The 18,488-nt window shown below is 37.7% G+C and carries 11 protein-coding genes; 3 read left to right on the forward strand and 8 right to left on the reverse strand.

Annotated elements, in window-relative coordinates:
- Positions 1-463: 463 nt before the first annotated feature.
- Positions 464-2,062 carry a PGF-pre-PGF domain-containing protein gene (locus tag MSVAZ_RS15100; protein WP_048122283.1) on the forward strand — a complete coding sequence of 533 codons (1,599 nt, stop codon included), beginning with the start codon at positions 464-466 and terminating at the stop codon, positions 2,060-2,062.
- Between the two features lie 252 nt (positions 2,063-2,314).
- Here the strand turns inward: MSVAZ_RS15100 and MSVAZ_RS15105 are convergent, their stop codons facing one another.
- Together MSVAZ_RS15105 and MSVAZ_RS15110 are read right to left on the reverse strand one after the other, a co-directional pair.
- Positions 2,315-3,256 carry a nucleotidyltransferase domain-containing protein gene (locus tag MSVAZ_RS15105; RefSeq protein WP_048122285.1) on the reverse strand — a complete coding sequence of 314 codons (942 nt, stop codon included), beginning with the start codon at positions 3,254-3,256 and terminating at the stop codon, positions 2,315-2,317.
- Between the two features lie 433 nt (positions 3,257-3,689).
- Positions 3,690-4,181 carry a cupin domain-containing protein gene (locus MSVAZ_RS15110; RefSeq protein ID WP_231592267.1) on the reverse strand — a complete coding sequence of 164 codons (492 nt, stop codon included), beginning with the start codon at positions 4,179-4,181 and terminating at the stop codon, positions 3,690-3,692.
- 711 nt (positions 4,182-4,892) lie between these two features.
- On the opposite strand from MSVAZ_RS15110, the gene MSVAZ_RS15115 reads away from it, so the two are divergent.
- Both MSVAZ_RS15115 and MSVAZ_RS15120 read left to right on the forward strand, forming a co-directional pair.
- Positions 4,893-6,170 (forward strand): M20 metallopeptidase family protein, encoded by a 1,278-nt coding sequence (locus MSVAZ_RS15115; RefSeq protein ID WP_048122295.1) that lies wholly within the window; start codon positions 4,893-4,895, stop codon positions 6,168-6,170.
- Between the two features lie 37 nt (positions 6,171-6,207).
- On the forward strand, positions 6,208-6,645 hold the full coding sequence (locus MSVAZ_RS15120; protein WP_048122297.1) for a GNAT family N-acetyltransferase: 438 nt from the start codon (positions 6,208-6,210) through the stop codon (positions 6,643-6,645).
- A 476-nt stretch (positions 6,646-7,121) separates the two neighbouring features.
- Here the strand turns inward: MSVAZ_RS15120 and MSVAZ_RS15125 are convergent, their stop codons facing one another.
- From MSVAZ_RS15125 to MSVAZ_RS15150, 6 genes are all read right to left on the reverse strand, one after another.
- Positions 7,122-7,823 carry a glycoside hydrolase family 16 protein gene (locus tag MSVAZ_RS15125; protein ID WP_048122300.1) on the reverse strand — a complete coding sequence of 234 codons (702 nt, stop codon included), beginning with the start codon at positions 7,821-7,823 and terminating at the stop codon, positions 7,122-7,124.
- Between the two features lie 1,066 nt (positions 7,824-8,889).
- Positions 8,890-10,101 carry a glycosyltransferase gene (locus tag MSVAZ_RS15130; protein ID WP_048122302.1) on the reverse strand — a complete coding sequence of 404 codons (1,212 nt, stop codon included), beginning with the start codon at positions 10,099-10,101 and terminating at the stop codon, positions 8,890-8,892.
- A complete protein-coding gene (locus tag MSVAZ_RS15135; protein ID WP_048122304.1) occupies positions 10,101-10,955 on the reverse strand; it encodes an ATP-grasp domain-containing protein in 855 nt (284 codons plus the stop codon). The genes MSVAZ_RS15130 and MSVAZ_RS15135 overlap by 1 nt, the downstream gene beginning before the upstream one ends.
- Before the next feature lie 77 nt (positions 10,956-11,032).
- Positions 11,033-11,629, reverse strand: a complete 597-nt coding sequence (locus tag MSVAZ_RS15140) for a PIG-L deacetylase family protein (protein WP_232316124.1) — start codon at positions 11,627-11,629, stop codon at positions 11,033-11,035.
- Positions 11,630-13,567: 1,938 nt separating this feature from the next.
- The gene (locus MSVAZ_RS15145) at positions 13,568-14,182 is read right to left on the reverse strand and encodes a site-specific integrase (protein ID WP_048122306.1); all 615 of its coding nucleotides are present in this window, start codon (positions 14,180-14,182) and stop codon (positions 13,568-13,570) included.
- A gap of 995 nt (positions 14,183-15,177) precedes the next feature.
- Complete coding sequence (locus MSVAZ_RS15150) at positions 15,178-16,887, reverse strand: glycoside hydrolase family 15 protein (protein ID WP_084626164.1); 1,710 nt, start codon at positions 16,885-16,887, stop codon at positions 15,178-15,180.
- Between the last annotated feature and the right edge of the window lie 1,601 nt (positions 16,888-18,488).

Below are 18,488 nucleotides of genomic sequence, written 5' to 3' on the forward strand. Positions count from 1 at the left end.
TAGTATTATCCATAGAGAATAACGAAGAACCTGGTGGCAGTATTAAAATATAGCATCATTTCGACTATAGCTATTTAGAATCACTTGACCTTTGAGTATTGACGTGACAATAGCTTTCTACAACGCTTTAAATATGAACTCATGATTTTGAATAGCTTCCTATCATATTCCCTATTCGATTTCTCCTTTTTCAAAGGCTACAGGCTGTAATAATTCTATTTTTTATTTTTAGAAGAACAGGAGAGAAGACAGTTATAAATAATATACACAACTACATACTTAATAATTTTATAGAGTGTGGGTTTAATTGATAGCTTAATTGATGTTTGAAATAATCTAAAAATGTGCGCATAACAGGAAACAAACTGGACGATAAATCAGAAAAAAACAAGCTCAAAAACGAATCCGATGGCAGAAAATCGGGTAACCGAAAAATATGGAAAAGAACTAAGGATCCGCTCTTATGAATCTCATCAAAGCCTTCAGGAATAAAAGCCGTATTGAACTCTCAGGCCTTATTTCAGGCTTCGCTCTGATTATTCTATTTGCCTGGATAATTCTCCCTGCCTCAGCCGCAGGGATAGAAGCAAACAGGGAGATTTCTGCCGAAAAAGTTAATTCAGGCGAAAATTTTGCGGTAACCGTACATATAATTACAGATCAGGATATTGAAGCCCTGACGCTCGATGAAAATCTCCCTGAAGGGTGGCAGGTAAGCCAGTGGGAAAATAATGGGGCTATGTTCCAGGAAACCAGTACATTCAAAGCATCCACTCTGGAATGGATATGGGTTGAGAACCTTTCAGCAGGGGAAGAAAAGACAGTTGTATATAATGTGACCGTGCCTTCGGATTCCGAGCCTGGAAACTTTACACTTTCTGGCAGGATTTCTGCTTATTCTGTTCCTGCTGTCTCCGTGAGCGGATTTTCAGAAATAATGGTTATTTCTTCGCCCGAAGCCAACTTTTCCGCAACTCCCCTCCTTGGGCCTGCACCTCTGATTGTCCAGTTCACGGATTTATCTAACTTCAATCCTGATTCCTGGGAGTGGGACTTTGACGGAAACGGGAACATTGACTCAAACGAAAAGAACCCGGCTTACACGTATGAGAATCCCGGAACCTACACTGTTATATTAAAGGCAGCTAACAGTACATATGAAAATAATACGTACGGAAATAACACCTACGGAAATAATACGTACGAAAATAACACCTACGGAAATAATACGTACGAAAATAACACCTACGGAAATAGTACCCGGAAAAAAGCGGGATATATAACTGTGACCGAAAAATCTTCAAATTCTGGAGAAAACGTAGGAAGTGAAGAAAGTCGCGGGGGAAGTAGTGGAGGAGGTGGAGGAAGTGGGGGAGGCGCAGGTTCTCCAGAATCAACCAAGAATGTCGAGCTGAAGGAAATTTCAAATGAACAGGTTTTCAAAGGCACTCATACATGTTTTACTTTTAAAGGCGAGGCAAATGAAATAGTCAGTGTGGAATTCGATCCGAAAAGGAGTTTCGGAAAAACAACCGCTATTGCAGAAATGCTAAAAAATACATCTTCAATTGTTAAGGAACCTGCCCCCGGAACCGTCTACAGGAATATAAATCTCTGGGTTGGGAATAGCGGCTTTTCAAACCAGGAAAATTTTGAAAATGCCCGAATAAATTTCAGGGTTAGCAGGACCTGGATTATCAAACAGAAAGTCAGCGAAGATGCCATAACCCTGTACCGCTACAGTGAAGGAGCATGGAATCCGCTTCCTACAACCCTCAGCAGAGAAGATGAAGTTTACTTTTACTTTACCGCAGAAACTCCAGGCTTTTCTCCCTTTGCAATCGCGGGCAGCGAAAAGAGAATTCAGTCGGTTGAAATTCTTTCGCCCATAACCGGAAAAAATCAGACCCTGAACGAGGAGAAAACATCTGAAGAGGATAAACAGGGAATTCCTGCTTCAGATATTAAAAAAGAAGAGGCAAAGAGTTCTCCAGGATTTGAATTGGACTTTGTAGTAGTTGAATTACTGGTTTTGTATGGCTTATTTAATAAAAAGAGATAATCCGGGAGTAAAAAAGGGAATCTGAAAGAAAATTGGAAAAGAGAGGCTTTTCTGGGAAAATCTTTTTTCTACAGGTTTTATTTCCCTGTTGATTTCCCTGTTGATTTCCCTGTTGATTTCCCTGTTGATTTCCCTGTTGATTTCCCTGTTGATTTCCCTGTTGATTTCCCTGTTGAGTTCTCTTTTAACCTGTAATCTCAGTCCGGATACCTTAAACAGAACTTACATTCCTTGAATTTGCATTTTGCTTTCTCAGTGATATCCGCACTTCTCAAGCCAGGTAAGAGACTTTATCCACTCTCCTTTTGGCTCCCTTGAAGTGCCTACCACAAGCCGCTTGAGATCTCCGACTTCTTCAACGATGCCGCGAGCTTCTATTAACTCTCCGGGGAGCGCCTGGCCTGCATAGGTGTGGGTATACGAGAGTACATGGTCGATCTCATCGTGTTCGACCTTGTAATAAGCAGGACTGTCAAAAGCAAAGTCAGCATTTGTAACTCTGGCTTCGATTTTCATTTTGACAGTATCCTTCCCGCGTAGAAGAGGCTCTTTTATCTGGTCCCATTCCCTTACAAAAAGAAGGTCAAAATAAGTGCCTTCGACCATGCCTCGGTTGCCTTTTCTCGATTCATGCAGCATGAATTCGTCAAATGAGATCTCGGGAATCCTCTTATTGTAGATCCTCTTCCACATTTCTTCATTGATTTCTTCAATGGGACCTTCCTGTTGTTTTGCAGAAGTTATTGCATCCCTTGCCCTGAACCATACAGGGCCGTACACAACAAAGTCAATATCTGAGCTCTCATTCTGGAGGCCTGCAAGCATCGAACCCGTAACTCCCATGCTTGTCCTGGGAATGCCTGCCAGGTCAAGGGTCTTTACGATTGCCCTTACGCGGCTGTCAGAATTTACAAGCCTGGGAATTGCATCTGCAGGACGAAGCACCTGTTTTACCTCAGATTCAGGCACCACATGAACATCCTGCACCCATTCAGGCTTGTGCTTCCTCATGAACTCAAAAGCCGGACCAAAATCATATTTTTTGTATCGTATTCCGTTTAACTCCCTTTCTCCGTTCTCATCGGGCACGTAACGGAGTGTGGCGCGGATTCCATCCCTACGGAAATAGTCGGAAACCGCAAAAAGCCAGTTATCTTTCGTGACAAGAAAATCCCTCAGGCGTGTTTTTAGCATTTGATACCATCATCCCTGGAACTTATAGGAGTACTTTAGAGTACTCGGATCTATGGAACCTTAACGGCCAGGCTTTATAATAACTGATAACGAGTAACGTGAGATGTATTGTAACATTCCTGTATATAATTGTCAGGTATTTTGGCTTCGTAGAAATTCTCTAAAATCTACTTTTATCCAAAAAATTATAAAAAAGAATTTTAACAATGCTCCTGATTTTCCCTCTAAGAAACTCCAAGAGGATCCACACAACTGATGTTTTTAGAAAGTGTAACTTAGAACCTATCCGAAACACGACTAGCATGAAGATTCATAAGATCCGTAATGTGGAGACTTGAAATTCATGTAAGTACCAGAAAATTAAGACCTAAATTTCAGAAGAAAAAAATAAAATTGCTTTATGAAAATAAAGCTTATTTCTGTTTTTTATATTTTATTCAGTAGTCACACCGTCAAATTCCTCAGGATTTGCTTCAGCTTCTGCTTTTGTGGCTCTCACGATGCCATCCTTATGTTGTGGCGGTGAATAGATAGTAAAGAACTTCAGTGGTTTGTTTTTCATAGTGTTGATTACATTGTGATAGGCACCAGCCGGTACGACCACTGCAGATCCTTCACTGACGTCATATTTGTTACAATTAATTATGCAAGTCCCTTGACCTTTCACAAAATAGAAAAATTGGTCATTATCCTCATGCACTTCCGTCCCTATTTCTTCTTTAGGCTCGAGGCTCATTAGTACCAATTGGCTGTACTGAGCTGTATAGAGCACCTGACGAAAATTGTTATTTTCCAAAGAGGCGTTTTCGAGATTAATAGAATATCCTTTCTTTAATGCTTCAGCGCTTACTGCTGTTGCTGCCATTGACACTAAAAAACATACCGCCAAAAAAATAGCTACTGTCCTTCTGATTTGATTTTTCATTGATTTACTCACTCCTTAATGGTCACTACTTTTGAAAAAACTTCATATTAAAAAAGAACCTTGTAGTAGCCGATTTTTCGTTTTATACCACTACTCGCAAATCTCCCCGTTTTGAACAAAACTGCCTTAGTAGTCTAAGTCCATTCGCTTTGATTCGTTCGTTTTTATCTGTTCTCTATTTTCTGTGAGGTTACAATCTGGAATAAGGTTCCAACTTATTTAAAATAAATTATATGAAAAATTAGTTCTAAAAAAATAATATGTCGATGAAAAATATTTATTTAGTAAACAACATTTAAATATTAATTATGATTTCAGATCCAATCTTTGTTTTATCTGCATTTTAAACTTTAAAATGTCCACTTTTTAAAGTTTAAAATGCAGTAATTTTTCATCTAAACTACCTCATTTTGCTTTCTATTTGGAAACGTGTTGAATTTTCTATATTTACAGAAAAAGCGGCACACGATGGAAAAGTTCTGAGTAGATGACAAAAAAATGGAATAATATACATGAAGTTACAGATACTAAAAGGAAATATATTGAAGGAACTAGTAAAATACAACTAAAATATATTAAAATAAAACTTCCTGAAGTACGAAATACATAACCTTACGATAAGTAGAGATCTATTAGAAGAGATCTTTGACAGATAACAAACGTCGCAGACCATTAAACGGAATAAACTGCAAATGCATAACATCCGAGGGAATGCTTTTGAGAGAAAATCCGAGTGCAGAAGAGCTTGAAGCCTGGATTATCCAGCTCAGGCGCGAATTTCACAGATACCCCGAACTCAGTTTTGGAGAATATGAAACCCAGAAGAAAATCCTGAAAATTCTTGGAGAACTGGGAGTCGAAGCAAGAAAAATTGCAGACACCGGCGTACTTGCAAGCATCCGGGGGAAGTTACCTGGGCCCTGTATCGCCCTTCGATCAGATACGGATGGACTGCAGGTACAGGAAGAGTTGATTGAAAGAAATAGCGATTATATCTCCAGAAACGATGGAGTAATGCACGCCTGTGGACACGATGGACATATGGCAATGCTTTTTGGGGCTGCACGGCTTTTTCAGGAGAACAGGAATTTTCCAGGGGAAGTTCGTCTTATCTTCCAGCCTGCCGAGGAAATTCCGCCAGGAGGTTCGGAGAGAGTAATTGCAGAGGGAGGGCTTGAAGGTGTGGATGCGGTTATGGGCATGCATATCTTTACCAATCACGAATCAGGAAGTGTGGGTTTCCGTCCCGGGCCTTTCATGGCAAGCACCAATCGGTTTGAAGTGATCATTAAAGGAAAGGGAGGCCATATCTCAAAGCCTAAAAGCTGTATTGATCCCGTCCGAATAGCAACGGATTTTCTAAGTAACCTTTACCCAGCCCTGGAAAAACAGCTTGACCCGGATAAGTATATCATTGGAGTGGGAAGGATTCGAGGAGGAGCCCAGTTTAATAGGATTCCCGATACTGTAGAGATTCTCGGAAGTTACCGAACCTTTGACCGGGATACTACGGATATCATTGACAGGACAATAAAAGAGTGCCTGGACGAGGTATCAAAAAGATACGTAAAGCAGGGAGACGAATTTTCAGGTTTTCCGGACTACGAGCTTGATATACTGCACGGCTATCCTGTCCTTGTGAATGACCCTATGTTCACAAATGCTGTAAATTCAAAGCTGCAGGAGAGTTTCCCGAAACTTACAATCTACCCTGAACTCGAAAAAACCTTTGCAGCCGAAGATTTTGCAAGTTACCTGCAGAAAGTTCCAGGAATTTTCATTTCCCTGGGTACTTTAAACCCGGAAAAAAAGATAGTGGAAATCAACCACTCTTGCAAGTTTGATATTGATGAAGATATCCTGATTACCGGCACGGAGATATTTTATACTCTTTCTCTGGATTTCCTCAAAAATCCGAAAAAATATATCAGTTCTCAGAGCTATCTCAACCCCGAACCCTTAAGAAAGAGCCTGAAAACCGACAGGTAAACAGAAAATGAACTGTACGGCTTGTGAAGTGAGTCAAATGATAATACAGAGATACGACGATTCCAGAAATGAAGAAGTTCATGACGTTGTGCTTGGAGTGTTGAAAGAGCACGGTTTTGAACCCGACAGGCTAAAAGATGCCGACCTCAATGACATAAACGGTTATTACTTTGGAAGCGGAGGCGCGTTTTTCGTGGGGATCGTCGACGGCAAAGTCGTAGGCACCGCAGGCGTCCGAAAACTTGGCGGAAACCGGTGCGAAATCCGGCGTATTTATCTTGAAAAAGCTTTCAGGGACAAAGGCAACGGAAAAAAGCTCTTCAGGACTGCTCTCGATTTTGCTGAGAAAAACTGCTCAGGCGTGTTTCTTAAAACCGATTCAACCCTCACGAAAGCGATAGACATGTACCTCAAGCATGGCTTTACTTTCAAGAAAGAAGAGAGAGGGTACCTGTATTTCGAGAAAACGTTTTAACGCCCGAGTCCCGTCTCGGGAGGACGGTGCCCTTTTCGCTCACGTCGTTCGCTCAAGAGGGCTGAATCTGACCTTCCGCAGGTACCTGATATATTTATCTATTTTTTCAATTAATATATGAACTCAATATATGAGCTCATTCCAAAACTCAAAATTAGTTCTCTTAATCCGTATTCATGCGCCTTCGGTTAAATGAGAAATCGTGACAAACTGCGTCTATTCCCACAACGTTTGTTAAATATGTAAGTAAGTTGTGGGCTGGAATAGGGTGTTGATTTCATGTGACCTAACTTCTGGCTTTTTAGGCGCAGATATGCTTTTCCTTATCTCTGCAAGGTCAGATGTTTGCTATTTAGAAATGTTACCTTGCATATGATGTGCTTAAGTTTAAGCACATGCATCGATATCAGGCGATAGTTATGTGCTTAAAAATGTGGAAATAAGGATGTAAACAGGCCAAAATTGAAAGATGGTTTCTAATTCAAAATCGGTCCATGGCAAAAAAAGTCCTTATCCGATGACCAATAAAAAGAGCGTATAATCACTTCTACTGGTTTGTTATTACTTGGTGGTACACCACGCTGCAACCAGAGGTTCATCATTACTTTTGCATTTACTGTAGGAATAGATCCAGTATCTGTACAGTACCAATTAGCAATAATTTTGCCATCTGATGCTATAGCAGTGTAATGTATGTAGGTTGGTTGCCAGTCAAATGTATAAGTCACACCAGTTGCGTTTATATAACTAGAAGTAGGTGGTACAAACGTTATTGTTTGGTCTGGTTGGCATGTGAAATGTAGATGGTCTGAGCTTGAGTCACCCCACTGACCGGATTCAATATCAATCTCATGATTATCATCTGTATATGTGAAGAGTCCAAGCACTACATTTTCATCAAGATTTAATGATTGTGAAGATACTACCCATGTATATTTACCGTATTTAAAGTCTTTAACACTGTCTAGTTCAACACAATTCCAACGATCATCTGAATAATTTAGTTCAAGGTGTAAATTTCCATTTGAATCTACATATGCGTTATTTGGGTTCCAATAGTTTGACCCGGGACCTTTTATACCACTTTTAAGTGTCCAGTCATATCCCGACCAACTAAGGGCACTTGCATTTGATATAAGTAATATAATTCCAATTAATATGAATATCGATTTTCGCATGTTTTCACCATATTATAAATCCTTTTTATTTAGTATAAAGTTTTATTGCAAAAAATCTCACAATAAAAATGTAAATTTATGTGATATGGATAAAAAGTTACATATAATACATTAATATTAAATTAGGATTTTAAATTTTCTATATGGATAAAATAACATCAAAAATCGTTTTTATTAATATTAGGTGAGTAAATTTAAACATTTTTATATTTTCTGGTTTATATAGTATTAGTTACAAATCATGCCAAACAATAAAATTTTAATTTCATTGAAATAAATTATATTTTACCTTAACTCTGCCACGAATAGGAAATATATTTTTCAATAACACTGCTCTTGATAATGTTTCACTCGGAATCATCAAAACACAGTATTGAATTTTTCAGCGTGCCTCCCGCAGAGAGAAAGATAAATTGATGTTTGGGCCTATAGGTATCGAATTTAAAAAATAAGTACATTTTTTATACCATATAGGGAATAAATTTTCTTCATATTTTTCAGTTTATTTCATACAAAATTTTTGGCACTTAAAGAATAAATAGCATTAAATGTATAAAAAATTTCTGGTAAATTTAAAAGCAATAGAGAGGGAAAAATGCAAAACCTCGTGGAAAAACAATATCAAAAGATAGAATTCGTGAATTAGTTTATTCCCTAAGCGAGAGAGAGTTAAGATTTTTAATGAAAAAGAAAACAAATTCATTGCAAAAAATTATGAAATAAATGCATTGAACTAACTAGAAATTTAAGGGTATACATTACACAGGTGTCCTCTGGCAGTGTGCCTTAATTTCTGTAAACTCAAAAAATTATTAAGTTTATGTTTTGAGAATTCGAGAACAAGAGAACTTAATCATGTTAAGTATACAAAAATTTGACTTTGAATTAGTCGGTCTGTTGCAAAAATTTTCGCCTCGGGTTTTAGGCTACGTTTTTAAGCTATTTTAGGCTATTTTAAACTATTTTAGATTATTTTAAGATATTTTAGGCTATTTTAAGCTATTTTAGGATATAATTGTACCCTTGCAGAGGAATGTATTTCTGCATATTATTGCGTTGGGATCTCTCAGCGGCTTACAATACCGGTCCGATCTAGCTTGTTCCATTTTGCCTCCTCTCTACGCAGCTCAACGATGATCGCCCATAACATTACTATATCCATCATAAAGGAATATAGTACCCATAATGGTATCACGTAGAAGTATTTTAAATCGAACCAAGCTCGGTCAAGGGCAATAGAAAATAATAATGCAAAAACGGAAGAGAACATACCAAGCCAACCCATGATGCCTATCCAGCTCAAAGGGATGGGATTAATGTTGCGAAATAGCAAGATTGGCAACATTATGATTGATATCAACTGTAGTAAAGGTATGATAATCATTGATATTAAGTTAATCGGCAAATAAAAGGCAAAAAGGCCATACTTTGGATTGAATAACATATCTCGGTGAATATAAGCGGTCTTAAGTAGCCCACGCGCCCATCGCACGCGCTGCTTCCACAGGCCCGTGATAGTTGAGGGTGCTTCTGCATATACTATGGCCCAAGGTTGAAACACTATTTTGTAACCTGCTTTGTGCACGCGCCAGGTCAATTCCATGTCTTCGCCTATAAATCCCTCCAAGAAGGGTCCAGTCTTTTCAAGAGTGCTATGTCGGAAGGCGCCTATATTGCCAGACACGACCGGAAGGCAATCGATAGTAGACAGCGCTCTACGCACAAAGCCTGTACCTACGTGAGTAAGCAAGTTTGCCAGTTGTGTCTGAAGCTTATCAAGGTTAATAGGAGCATCGTTGCCACATACTGCACCTACATCTTCGCTGATAAAACCACTGAGCATCTTGCTTATGGTATCAGGAGCAAAGATGCCGTCAGCGTCGACGAAGAATAGAACTTCTCCTTTGGCCAGGTTCAGTCCCACGTTAAGAGCTGAGGCTTTGCCTCCATTTTTCTTGGTTACCACAATTACACGGGAGTTCGTTTCATAACGCTGCATCTCTTCAAGTGTATTATCAGACGAACCATCATCCACCAGGATGACCTCATATTCCGAATAGTTTGATGCTAAAATGGACTCTATACAATGACCTATCACTTTTCCTTCATTATAGGCCGGTACCACTATAGAGACAAAGGGATTCTTGCTGTGGAATATATGCTGTTTGCTTTTGCGCATTTCGAAAGCTAAAGATAGTGGATAATATGGAATTGTCAGAATACCTACAGAAAAGCAGGTGAATCCTATAATATAGAAGAATAAAAGAAGTGGCTCCATTAGCAAACTCCAAAATCTTCCAGAACTGCATCCAGTACTTCTTTGGCCTGGGCAATATTTGCTCCAAACCTGGCATTGACCTCCAGAACTACAGGATTGTGATCGTTTCGACGGCGAATATCTATGTCCATTGGACCGGTCAGATTCATGGCCTTTGCTGCAGATATAGCTATATCTGCCACGTCAGGAGCGTTTACGCGCTTCACTTCAGCTGCGTTGCCCACGATTCCCTCTTTTAGCCTGGTCTTTTCTAAAACTACGATAACAGATTTTTTCCCAATATATACCTCAGGTGCGTAATCCGTTCCAGGGATAAATTCCTGCAATATATATCTGTCATCAAGCATGGAGATTGCAGGCCAATCCTTTATATTTCTGACAATTACCTCTCTACCGCCTCTACCTACTCGCGGCTTACTCAGGCACGGCCATCCCAAATTAAGCGAGATCTCCTCAGGCGAAGAGACCTGTGAAGGCAGTAAGTACCTGGGAACACATACTCCATGGCTCGAAAGCCGTTTATATGTCAGAAATTTATCATCTGCATCGGAGACTGGTTGATATTGGCCAATGACCGCCGGGATGTCACTCCAGTTTTTCCATTCTGAGGCTAAGATTGGCAATTCCTCACTCACAGTTGGAATCAGCAGTTGAATGCTCTCCTCGACCGTAAGAGTATATAGTTTTTCCAAGAACGAAGGGTGTGAAGCAGGAGGAATCCTATGCACCTTGACCCCTGGAAACGAGATCCTCTGCATATCAACGCCAATGACGGTATGTCCTTTTTCTAAAAGGAGTAATGTAACATTACGACCGGCTGGGCCTCCAATACCAGTCACCATAATTTTTACCATAAATAATTCCTCTTGCCCAATTTATGACGTGCCCTTTTAAATTTACGATTGTTTATGCCATATTATTACAGATGTAATTAAATTGGTAAGTTAATCCGAATTGCCTCAAAGCCTTCTGCTTTTTCCAATTTTGCTTGAGTACCTCGGAAGATGGCTTTTCCATAGACCTGCTCTGGCTGCACATACCTCTTTTTGTTTTGATCTTTATGTTCCTGGATACTTTCTATTTTGATATCTATATACTGTTCGATATTTACAAAAACATTTGGCTTGAAAGCCTTGGTAGTGGAAGGGCTTTCATAGCATAATATAGTGCTCAGATTGCGGCAAGCACGCAGTGTTGCATCGTGAACCGCTTTATGATCCTGATGTAGATCGTGAATTGAGTGTGTAAATACCATATCCGGTTTCAATTCGTTTACGATTACTTCGATTTGTCTGCTAATCTCCGAGACGAACTGGTCCAGTCTAGTATCAGGAAAATCCATAATTTCGACCTTATTTACACCTAAGAATTCAGAGCTTTTCGTTGCTTCTATAAGCCTGGAGGAACTATTACCCCCCTGTTCCCCTTTGCTTACGATCAAGCCTACTATAGTGTGCCCTGCATCGGAAAGCTTTGCGAGAGATCCTCCACAGGCGATCTCCATGTCATCTGGGTGGGCTCCAACCACCAAAATTTTCCTCGGTTTTGGACTCGGTTCAGCTATCAATTTCATCCACACAATCCCTATCAGGAGTGCACTCTGTCCTATGATGCCCAGGCAATCGGCAATTAACTGGTACCATATATTTGAATCTGTGTTTATTAGGTAGAAAATTTGAAGGGTAGCTGAAAAAATATTGATGATTATTATGAGCCAAAAAATGATTCTAGACCTACGGACCGTTCTCTTCAGCAGCAGCTTTTTCGTTAAAATAAATATAATCACTATATTGAAAATTATCCAATTGATCAGATGTATAAATTCTACCAAGCCAAACATATCGCCCTCTAACTCTAATCTAATCTTTTGATTGCGGTTCCAATTTTTATAATTTTCTCAAAAATTTGGTGGTTTACTAATAGTCAGTTGATATTTTCCAGAAGATACACACATTCGCATTCCGCTCTCTATTTCTGTTTCATATACACTCAATTTTCCTGTATGTAGACAAGCTTAAAAAACAAATGCAATTAAACAAATAGGACTTATGCTATTCATTTTTCAGTTCAACTGCTTATGTCCTAAAGCAAAGATGCTCTAAGACAAAATATCAACCATCCAATAACGCACAGCCCATATTAGACATAAATGGAAAATCTTAGAAATACAGTAGTTTTCCTATAAAACTACTGTATTTTCAGTTTTTATCTTAACATATATTTCTTAATAATAGTTTTATCCAACCAATAATACAGTAGTTTTAAGTAAATGACTTTACTATAAACTATATAAATATATAAATATATAAATTGAATTAAAATTTTTTGATTGATAGGGCAATTTAAATAGTCACAGTTCATGACTCCCACATTCGGCAGATCGACATAATAATCCATTTAATTTTTCTATTGATATCGTTTTTTTCAAAACTTTTACAATTTTATTTAAATCCGAAATTACTATATGTTAACCATAACATGAGCCTATCCCAAAAGCTCATTTACTCTAATTATTCTGCTACCTCACTTTCCGCAGATGTCTGATAAATTTCACTATTTTTTTCGATATTGTTTTTTCCAACATTTCTTTTTATTATTTTTAATTGTATTTTTTTCATTTACTCATTCATTTAAAACTTATATATTCAGTAAAGGTTTTCCTTCTTGTTTTTTGGTAGTAACAATTGAGATCCCAGATAATCTCAATACTAAATTTTTAGAAATATCTCCAAAAACGATAGCAGAAAAAGTATTTATTTCAAGAGGACATCTGCGGAAAGACAGTTTAAAAGTAAAATTTAAATATAATATATTATATACTGTTATAAAGGTTCTGTAAAATCACAATTGGAACTAAACTGAGAAAACGCAGAAGGTTTCAATAAACCTCTATGTATACTCAAATATTCTTAAAAATTTACTGCTAGAATTAGCATAAATAAGACTAAAGTGGAGGGATTTTATGAAAATCGATGTAGAAAATGGTAATTATGGTCTACTAAGTGGATCTGCAAACAGGCTACGCAGCATAATAAAAATTTATTGTGCACTATAAAGAGACTAAAATTTAAATGGTTTTAATACAGTTATTTTCTTAATAATACTGTATTTTTACATTAAATATTTTATTTCAATGACAAAAATGCCTAAGAATCTATAGAATAACCAGTAGTTTTATAGGAAAACTACTACATTTATCTACAAGATCGTACAAAACCAATATCAGATAAGTAGATTAAGTTAATTAAGACAATAACTTTATAATCTCACATCTCATCAAACTATGACTTTTTTAGTTGTTGTCTTCTTAAATGTTATTTAGTATCCTTTTTCCGTATGTATTCCAAGCCTAAAATTTGACTTTGAATTTACAGAAAATTAAAAATAATTCCTACAAATATAACTTAGGCAGTTGGTTAAAGAACAAATATTATAAGATTTTAGACCAGCTAGACTATAATTCTTTTTAATTATCTGTTTTAAGAATACCCCATTCCATTAATCTTTTTTTGATCTGGTGCATCTCTATATCCGTAAAGCTGAGTCCTTGATAATGATAAAGAGATGTCTGAGGATCGTGTCCCTGTCTTTGGTAAACTTTAAAAGGCGGTACTCCTGAACTTAGCATCCAAGATTCAATACTTTTTCTTGTAGTTTTTGCTGAGATTCCAAATGGATTAAAATCAGTTTTAACAGCCCATCTTTTAAGGTCTTGGTTCCAAGTGTCAATATCTGGAGGAGCAGGCCAGTTAAAAAATTGATCAAGAATATAGGGAAAAGTTGAGGGTAACAAATCAATGGTTCTCTCCTTCGCTTTTCGTTTCACTTTCTTCTGTGCATCTTCATTAAGACGAATTTGGTTCCTGCTCTCAGAGTACCATTCAGGATGATCATATAGCCTTTGAATTTCAGCATACCTCATGCCAGTGATTGTTGATAGCTCAAAAAGAGTTTTATGTCTCTTTTTTGGAATTCCTGCCTTAAACTTATCATATTCTACAGGAACAAAGATACGGATTCCATTTACATAAATGGCTTCTTTGTCCCTTGTAAATCCTGAAACCGGATACTTTTCTTTCATTTATTAGTATACAGTTGTTTTTCATAAAAATACTTTAGTATTGTTTGACTAAAATTTGTATCGGTGAATGTCAATTGAGATAATATGAAGAATACAGTATTTTGATAATAACTACTGTATTTAATTATTAATAATATGTTAAGACATTGAAAGGAAAACCGATCCCAGCAAATAGAAGTACTGTAAATGTTCTATATTATTTAAACTGTTTGTTTACATCTTCACTTGTCTTATTTGGAAATTCTTTCATTTTGGAACTCTTGTAAGTTTTATGAATATATTTATAAAATAGGACTTATGCAGTTGGACTGAAGATCAATAGCATCAGACCATTTGCTGGTTAAAATACGACTTTGATCCGCAGGCTTTGTCGTAATGGATTCTGTTCCTCAAGTGCGTAAGTCCTATAAAATATAAACTATGGCATTTTTCTTCATCTAGAGACATTGAGAAAACTGTCTAAGTATTTCTTATGCTTTTTTGATATTGGATGGGTTTATTAAAGGAAACAAGCGTATTCTCTGATAGGATGTAACATTTGGATTTGTATAGGCAGTATACGAATATTTTATGTCAAAAGGTTTGTATTCCAAAATATTCTGAAAAATTAGGTTTTTACAACTGAACCAAAAAAAGTTTAACTTCTGTGAAAGGAGCTTATAATCACATTTACTGGTCTGCCATTACTTGGTGGTACACCAATGCTGCAACCAAAGATTTATCATTTTATTATGGGTAAAAATGGCAGAGAACATACCAAGTCAACTAATGATACTTATCCAGTTCAAAGGGATGGGATTAATGTTGAGAAATAGCAAGATTGGCAGCAGTATGATTGATATCAACTGTAGCAAAAGTATGATAATCATGTATGTTATGTTAATTGGCAAATAGAAGGCAAAAAGCTAAAAATTTTAAGGCTAAAAATTTTGGAAAATTTCAAAAATACATATTTAAGTTATCAGAGGGTTTTTCAGGAAAATCCTTTATCGTTTTTATTTTTCTGGACAATTGCAGAAACTACTTTCTTTTTTCTCAAGGGCTTGCAGGTATTCAAGGACTGCAAGGACGTAGGTTGAGTGGGACCAGGCCAGGGGGAGGACGGATACAGGGTTACCTCTGTCATCGATCTGTTCAGATAGGAGGCCGGTGGGGTGGGCGTGAGCTGCGCACCATTTTAGGAGTTCAAGAGCTCGGTCTAGGTTGCCGACTGCTGAATGCCACTGTGAGAGCCAGAGAGTGCAGATAATCCAGCTGTTCATATAGCCAAAATAAGTGTCGTGAAGATACCTGGCAATCCCGCCTGAAGAGCGTTTAAGTTCGCATTCGATAGCTTCCATTGTACGGATGATCCTTGGGTCATCGGGTGGGAGAATCCCGAAGTACCAGACTGCAAAAATTGAGGAATCAAGAGTAGGGTCGTCAAGCGAACGGCGGAAACGTTGTAGTCGGTTGTCGTAAAGTTTCTCCAGAATAGACTTGCGAATAAGGTCTGCAGCTTCCTTCCAGATGTTTGCATTGTCATAATCGCCAAGAGAGCGGGAGAGTTCATAGGCCCCGTTAAGGCCGGCATAGACAGTACATGCGCTGTAGGTATGTATGCCTTTTCGTTCTTCCCATAGGTCAAAACTCGAAATTGGAAGGCCTGTTTTCGTGTCAATGGCTTTTATAAGATAGTTAGCTGTGGGAATCACAAGCCTTCTGTAATACCTGCCTGTGGTCCAGACACTCTTTGCAATTTCCCAGTTGTTATATAGGGCATAAAGAGGAAGCCCTGTCTCATCGATCTGAATCATAGGGACAGGATGCCATGTGCTCCCGAAGTCTCCGGCAGGCGTGTACTTGTGAAGGAAGTTTCCTTTAGGGGTAATGGTTTTTGAGAAAAATTCGAACGTTTCAAAAGTAAGGTGGTGATACCGCGCCCTGTCGAGCGCAAGGCAGATCCAGGCTGCATCTCTTGGCCAGCAATATGTATAAAGATCTGCTCCGAATTGCTTTATATCCGAATCGCAGGACGCAATTATCGAGCCCGTGATATCCATGTGGGCGACAACTGCAAGAAGGCTCCTGTAAAAGCACTTTAAGACACTCTGCGGGAGTTGAGGCATCCGGGAATATTCCGGAAGGACGGATACTCTCTCAATAAAAGAGTTCCAGAAATTGAAGCTATGATGGAAAAGGGTTTTTCTTCCGGCTTCCTTTTCCTGTTTATGAACCTGAAGCACGCTGCAATACTTTTTTCCGAGAACTATCCAATAGTGTAACCTTGTCGATTCTTCTGGCTTCAGTTCGGGAAGGGTCCAGCCAAGGGTAGAATCTACTGAGCCGTGAGCTACAGGATTTCCACTAAGGGAGGCATCGCTTTCCATGTCTCTCCAGGTGCCTTCAAGCCCTCTCCATTCAGCAGTTCCAACTGCATACTGGTCAAATGCAGGGTCACTTGCATGCAGGAAATAACGGTCGCGCTTGTAATGGATAAGCGTATGTTTATCGATTACAGCCGTTTCTCCGATTTTGGTCTCAAGAATTCGGTAATTCTGGTTTGAGAATAGGCGCAAATGTTTGGGCTTATTAGAGGTATTGGTGACCTTAAAAGTCCTGTAAAAAATATTTACCGAGGGGTGGACAGTTTCCCAGACAGTGATTCTGAGTCCAATTTCCGGATTTTCGAACACTGTTTCCCCTATATTAGAGACAACTTCCATGCAGGCCTCGGGAACTTCATGGTTGCCTTCCAGAATCTCTTCTTTTCTTCTTACGCTTCCCCTGTTCTCTCTTGAGGTTTCAAGGATACGCTTACAGAACTCCTCCTTAAACTCGGATTTATACCTCTGTTTAATCTTCCAGTTTTCAAGCCAGCTGCAATAAAGGGAATCAAGATCGCATATGCCAACCTTTATAGAGTTTCCGTGATTTTCGAGTCCTACATATGGAAAATAGATATCCCTTATAGTTCCTTTTTCGTCTTCGCAGATCAGGATTCTTCCATTTCCAAAAATTAGCGGCCTAATCCCAGGTCCCCCTGCTTTTTTAAATTTTCATGATCCTACAAATAATACAACTCGGACATTTAAGCTTCAACTCAGGTTCCCAAAATATAGTGACCCAACCCGGTTGAATTATCTTTTTTGAATATAATCCGTCATGAAAAATGAATGTATACCTCAAATAGTTTAGTACAGAACATTTTAATAATAACCGGATTTTAGCTTTGTATTTTGCTCATTTAGCCTTAAAATGTCTTGCTCATTTATAGTTCTAAATGTCCAGGATAATACCAAAAAGATACATTATCAAACATGTCTCCTTCTAGTCTTTTTGCTGGCTGCAAATAATAAGTTTAGAACATCGAAGCAGAATCCCCGCGGATTCAAATGTGGGATGAATGCATAATCGGCCTCAGTATCATGTTTATAACTCAAATAAAATATTAATATTATTAAATATAATATAAATTTTTATATAAAATATTATATAATGTCTTGTATATATTATTAAGTTTTGTCTTGGAAGCTGGAAATGCTACAAGAGCTGCTTAACTTTGCTACTGGACTTAAACTATAAAGTTCTACAGAATAGTTCTGCAAAGTAATTCTGAAAAATAGTTCTGTAAAGTAGTTCTGCAGGTAAAAGTTTGAACGTTGATGGCGAGAACCGGAATAACAATTGCCCTGGGGCAGTATGGCATCGGTTGAAATTCCGTAGATGCCCGTCAATTCATTGGCGGAAGATGTCACTTCCGATAAACTACTATAACATGAGGTGGTGGAAGATTTACTTTTATCAAAATGTAATATTAATTAGAAAGTGACTTGTTTAATTTTTTACAGAATAGTAGATGCCTTTGAATTAATAATTTAAAATAAGGATCTATTTTGTTTGTTTTTATTAATCATTATATATTAAAAGTTCATCTTTCAAGAATACACCTTTAAGGTTCTAGTTTAAAGAAGTTGAACCCCATTAAGCTTGAAAATAAAATTAGAGATAAATAAAAGTTTTATATATTTAGCTTCATTTTTTTATAATTGTGGCTCTTGAATCTGTTTTTCAATATATTTAATTTTTACGTTAAAATAGGATGTAATGTAGCTCCAAATTTAAATTAAAGTTTAATTAATGTATTAAATAATTAATAAAATAACTGTTGTGTTTAATTTAATTGAAAAATTCGTAATAATACATTAATTTGTCATATGAGGCGAAATATCCCCTAAAAAATAAATTTTTGTTTGAGGACTCTGAAAAATAGATTTATATATAAGTCAGTCGATTTTGGGACTGTCAAACGGCGGATAGCCGGTAA

The organism is Methanosarcina vacuolata Z-761, from assembly GCF_000969905.1.
Taxonomy (GTDB): Archaea; Halobacteriota; Methanosarcinia; order Methanosarcinales; family Methanosarcinaceae; genus Methanosarcina; species Methanosarcina vacuolata.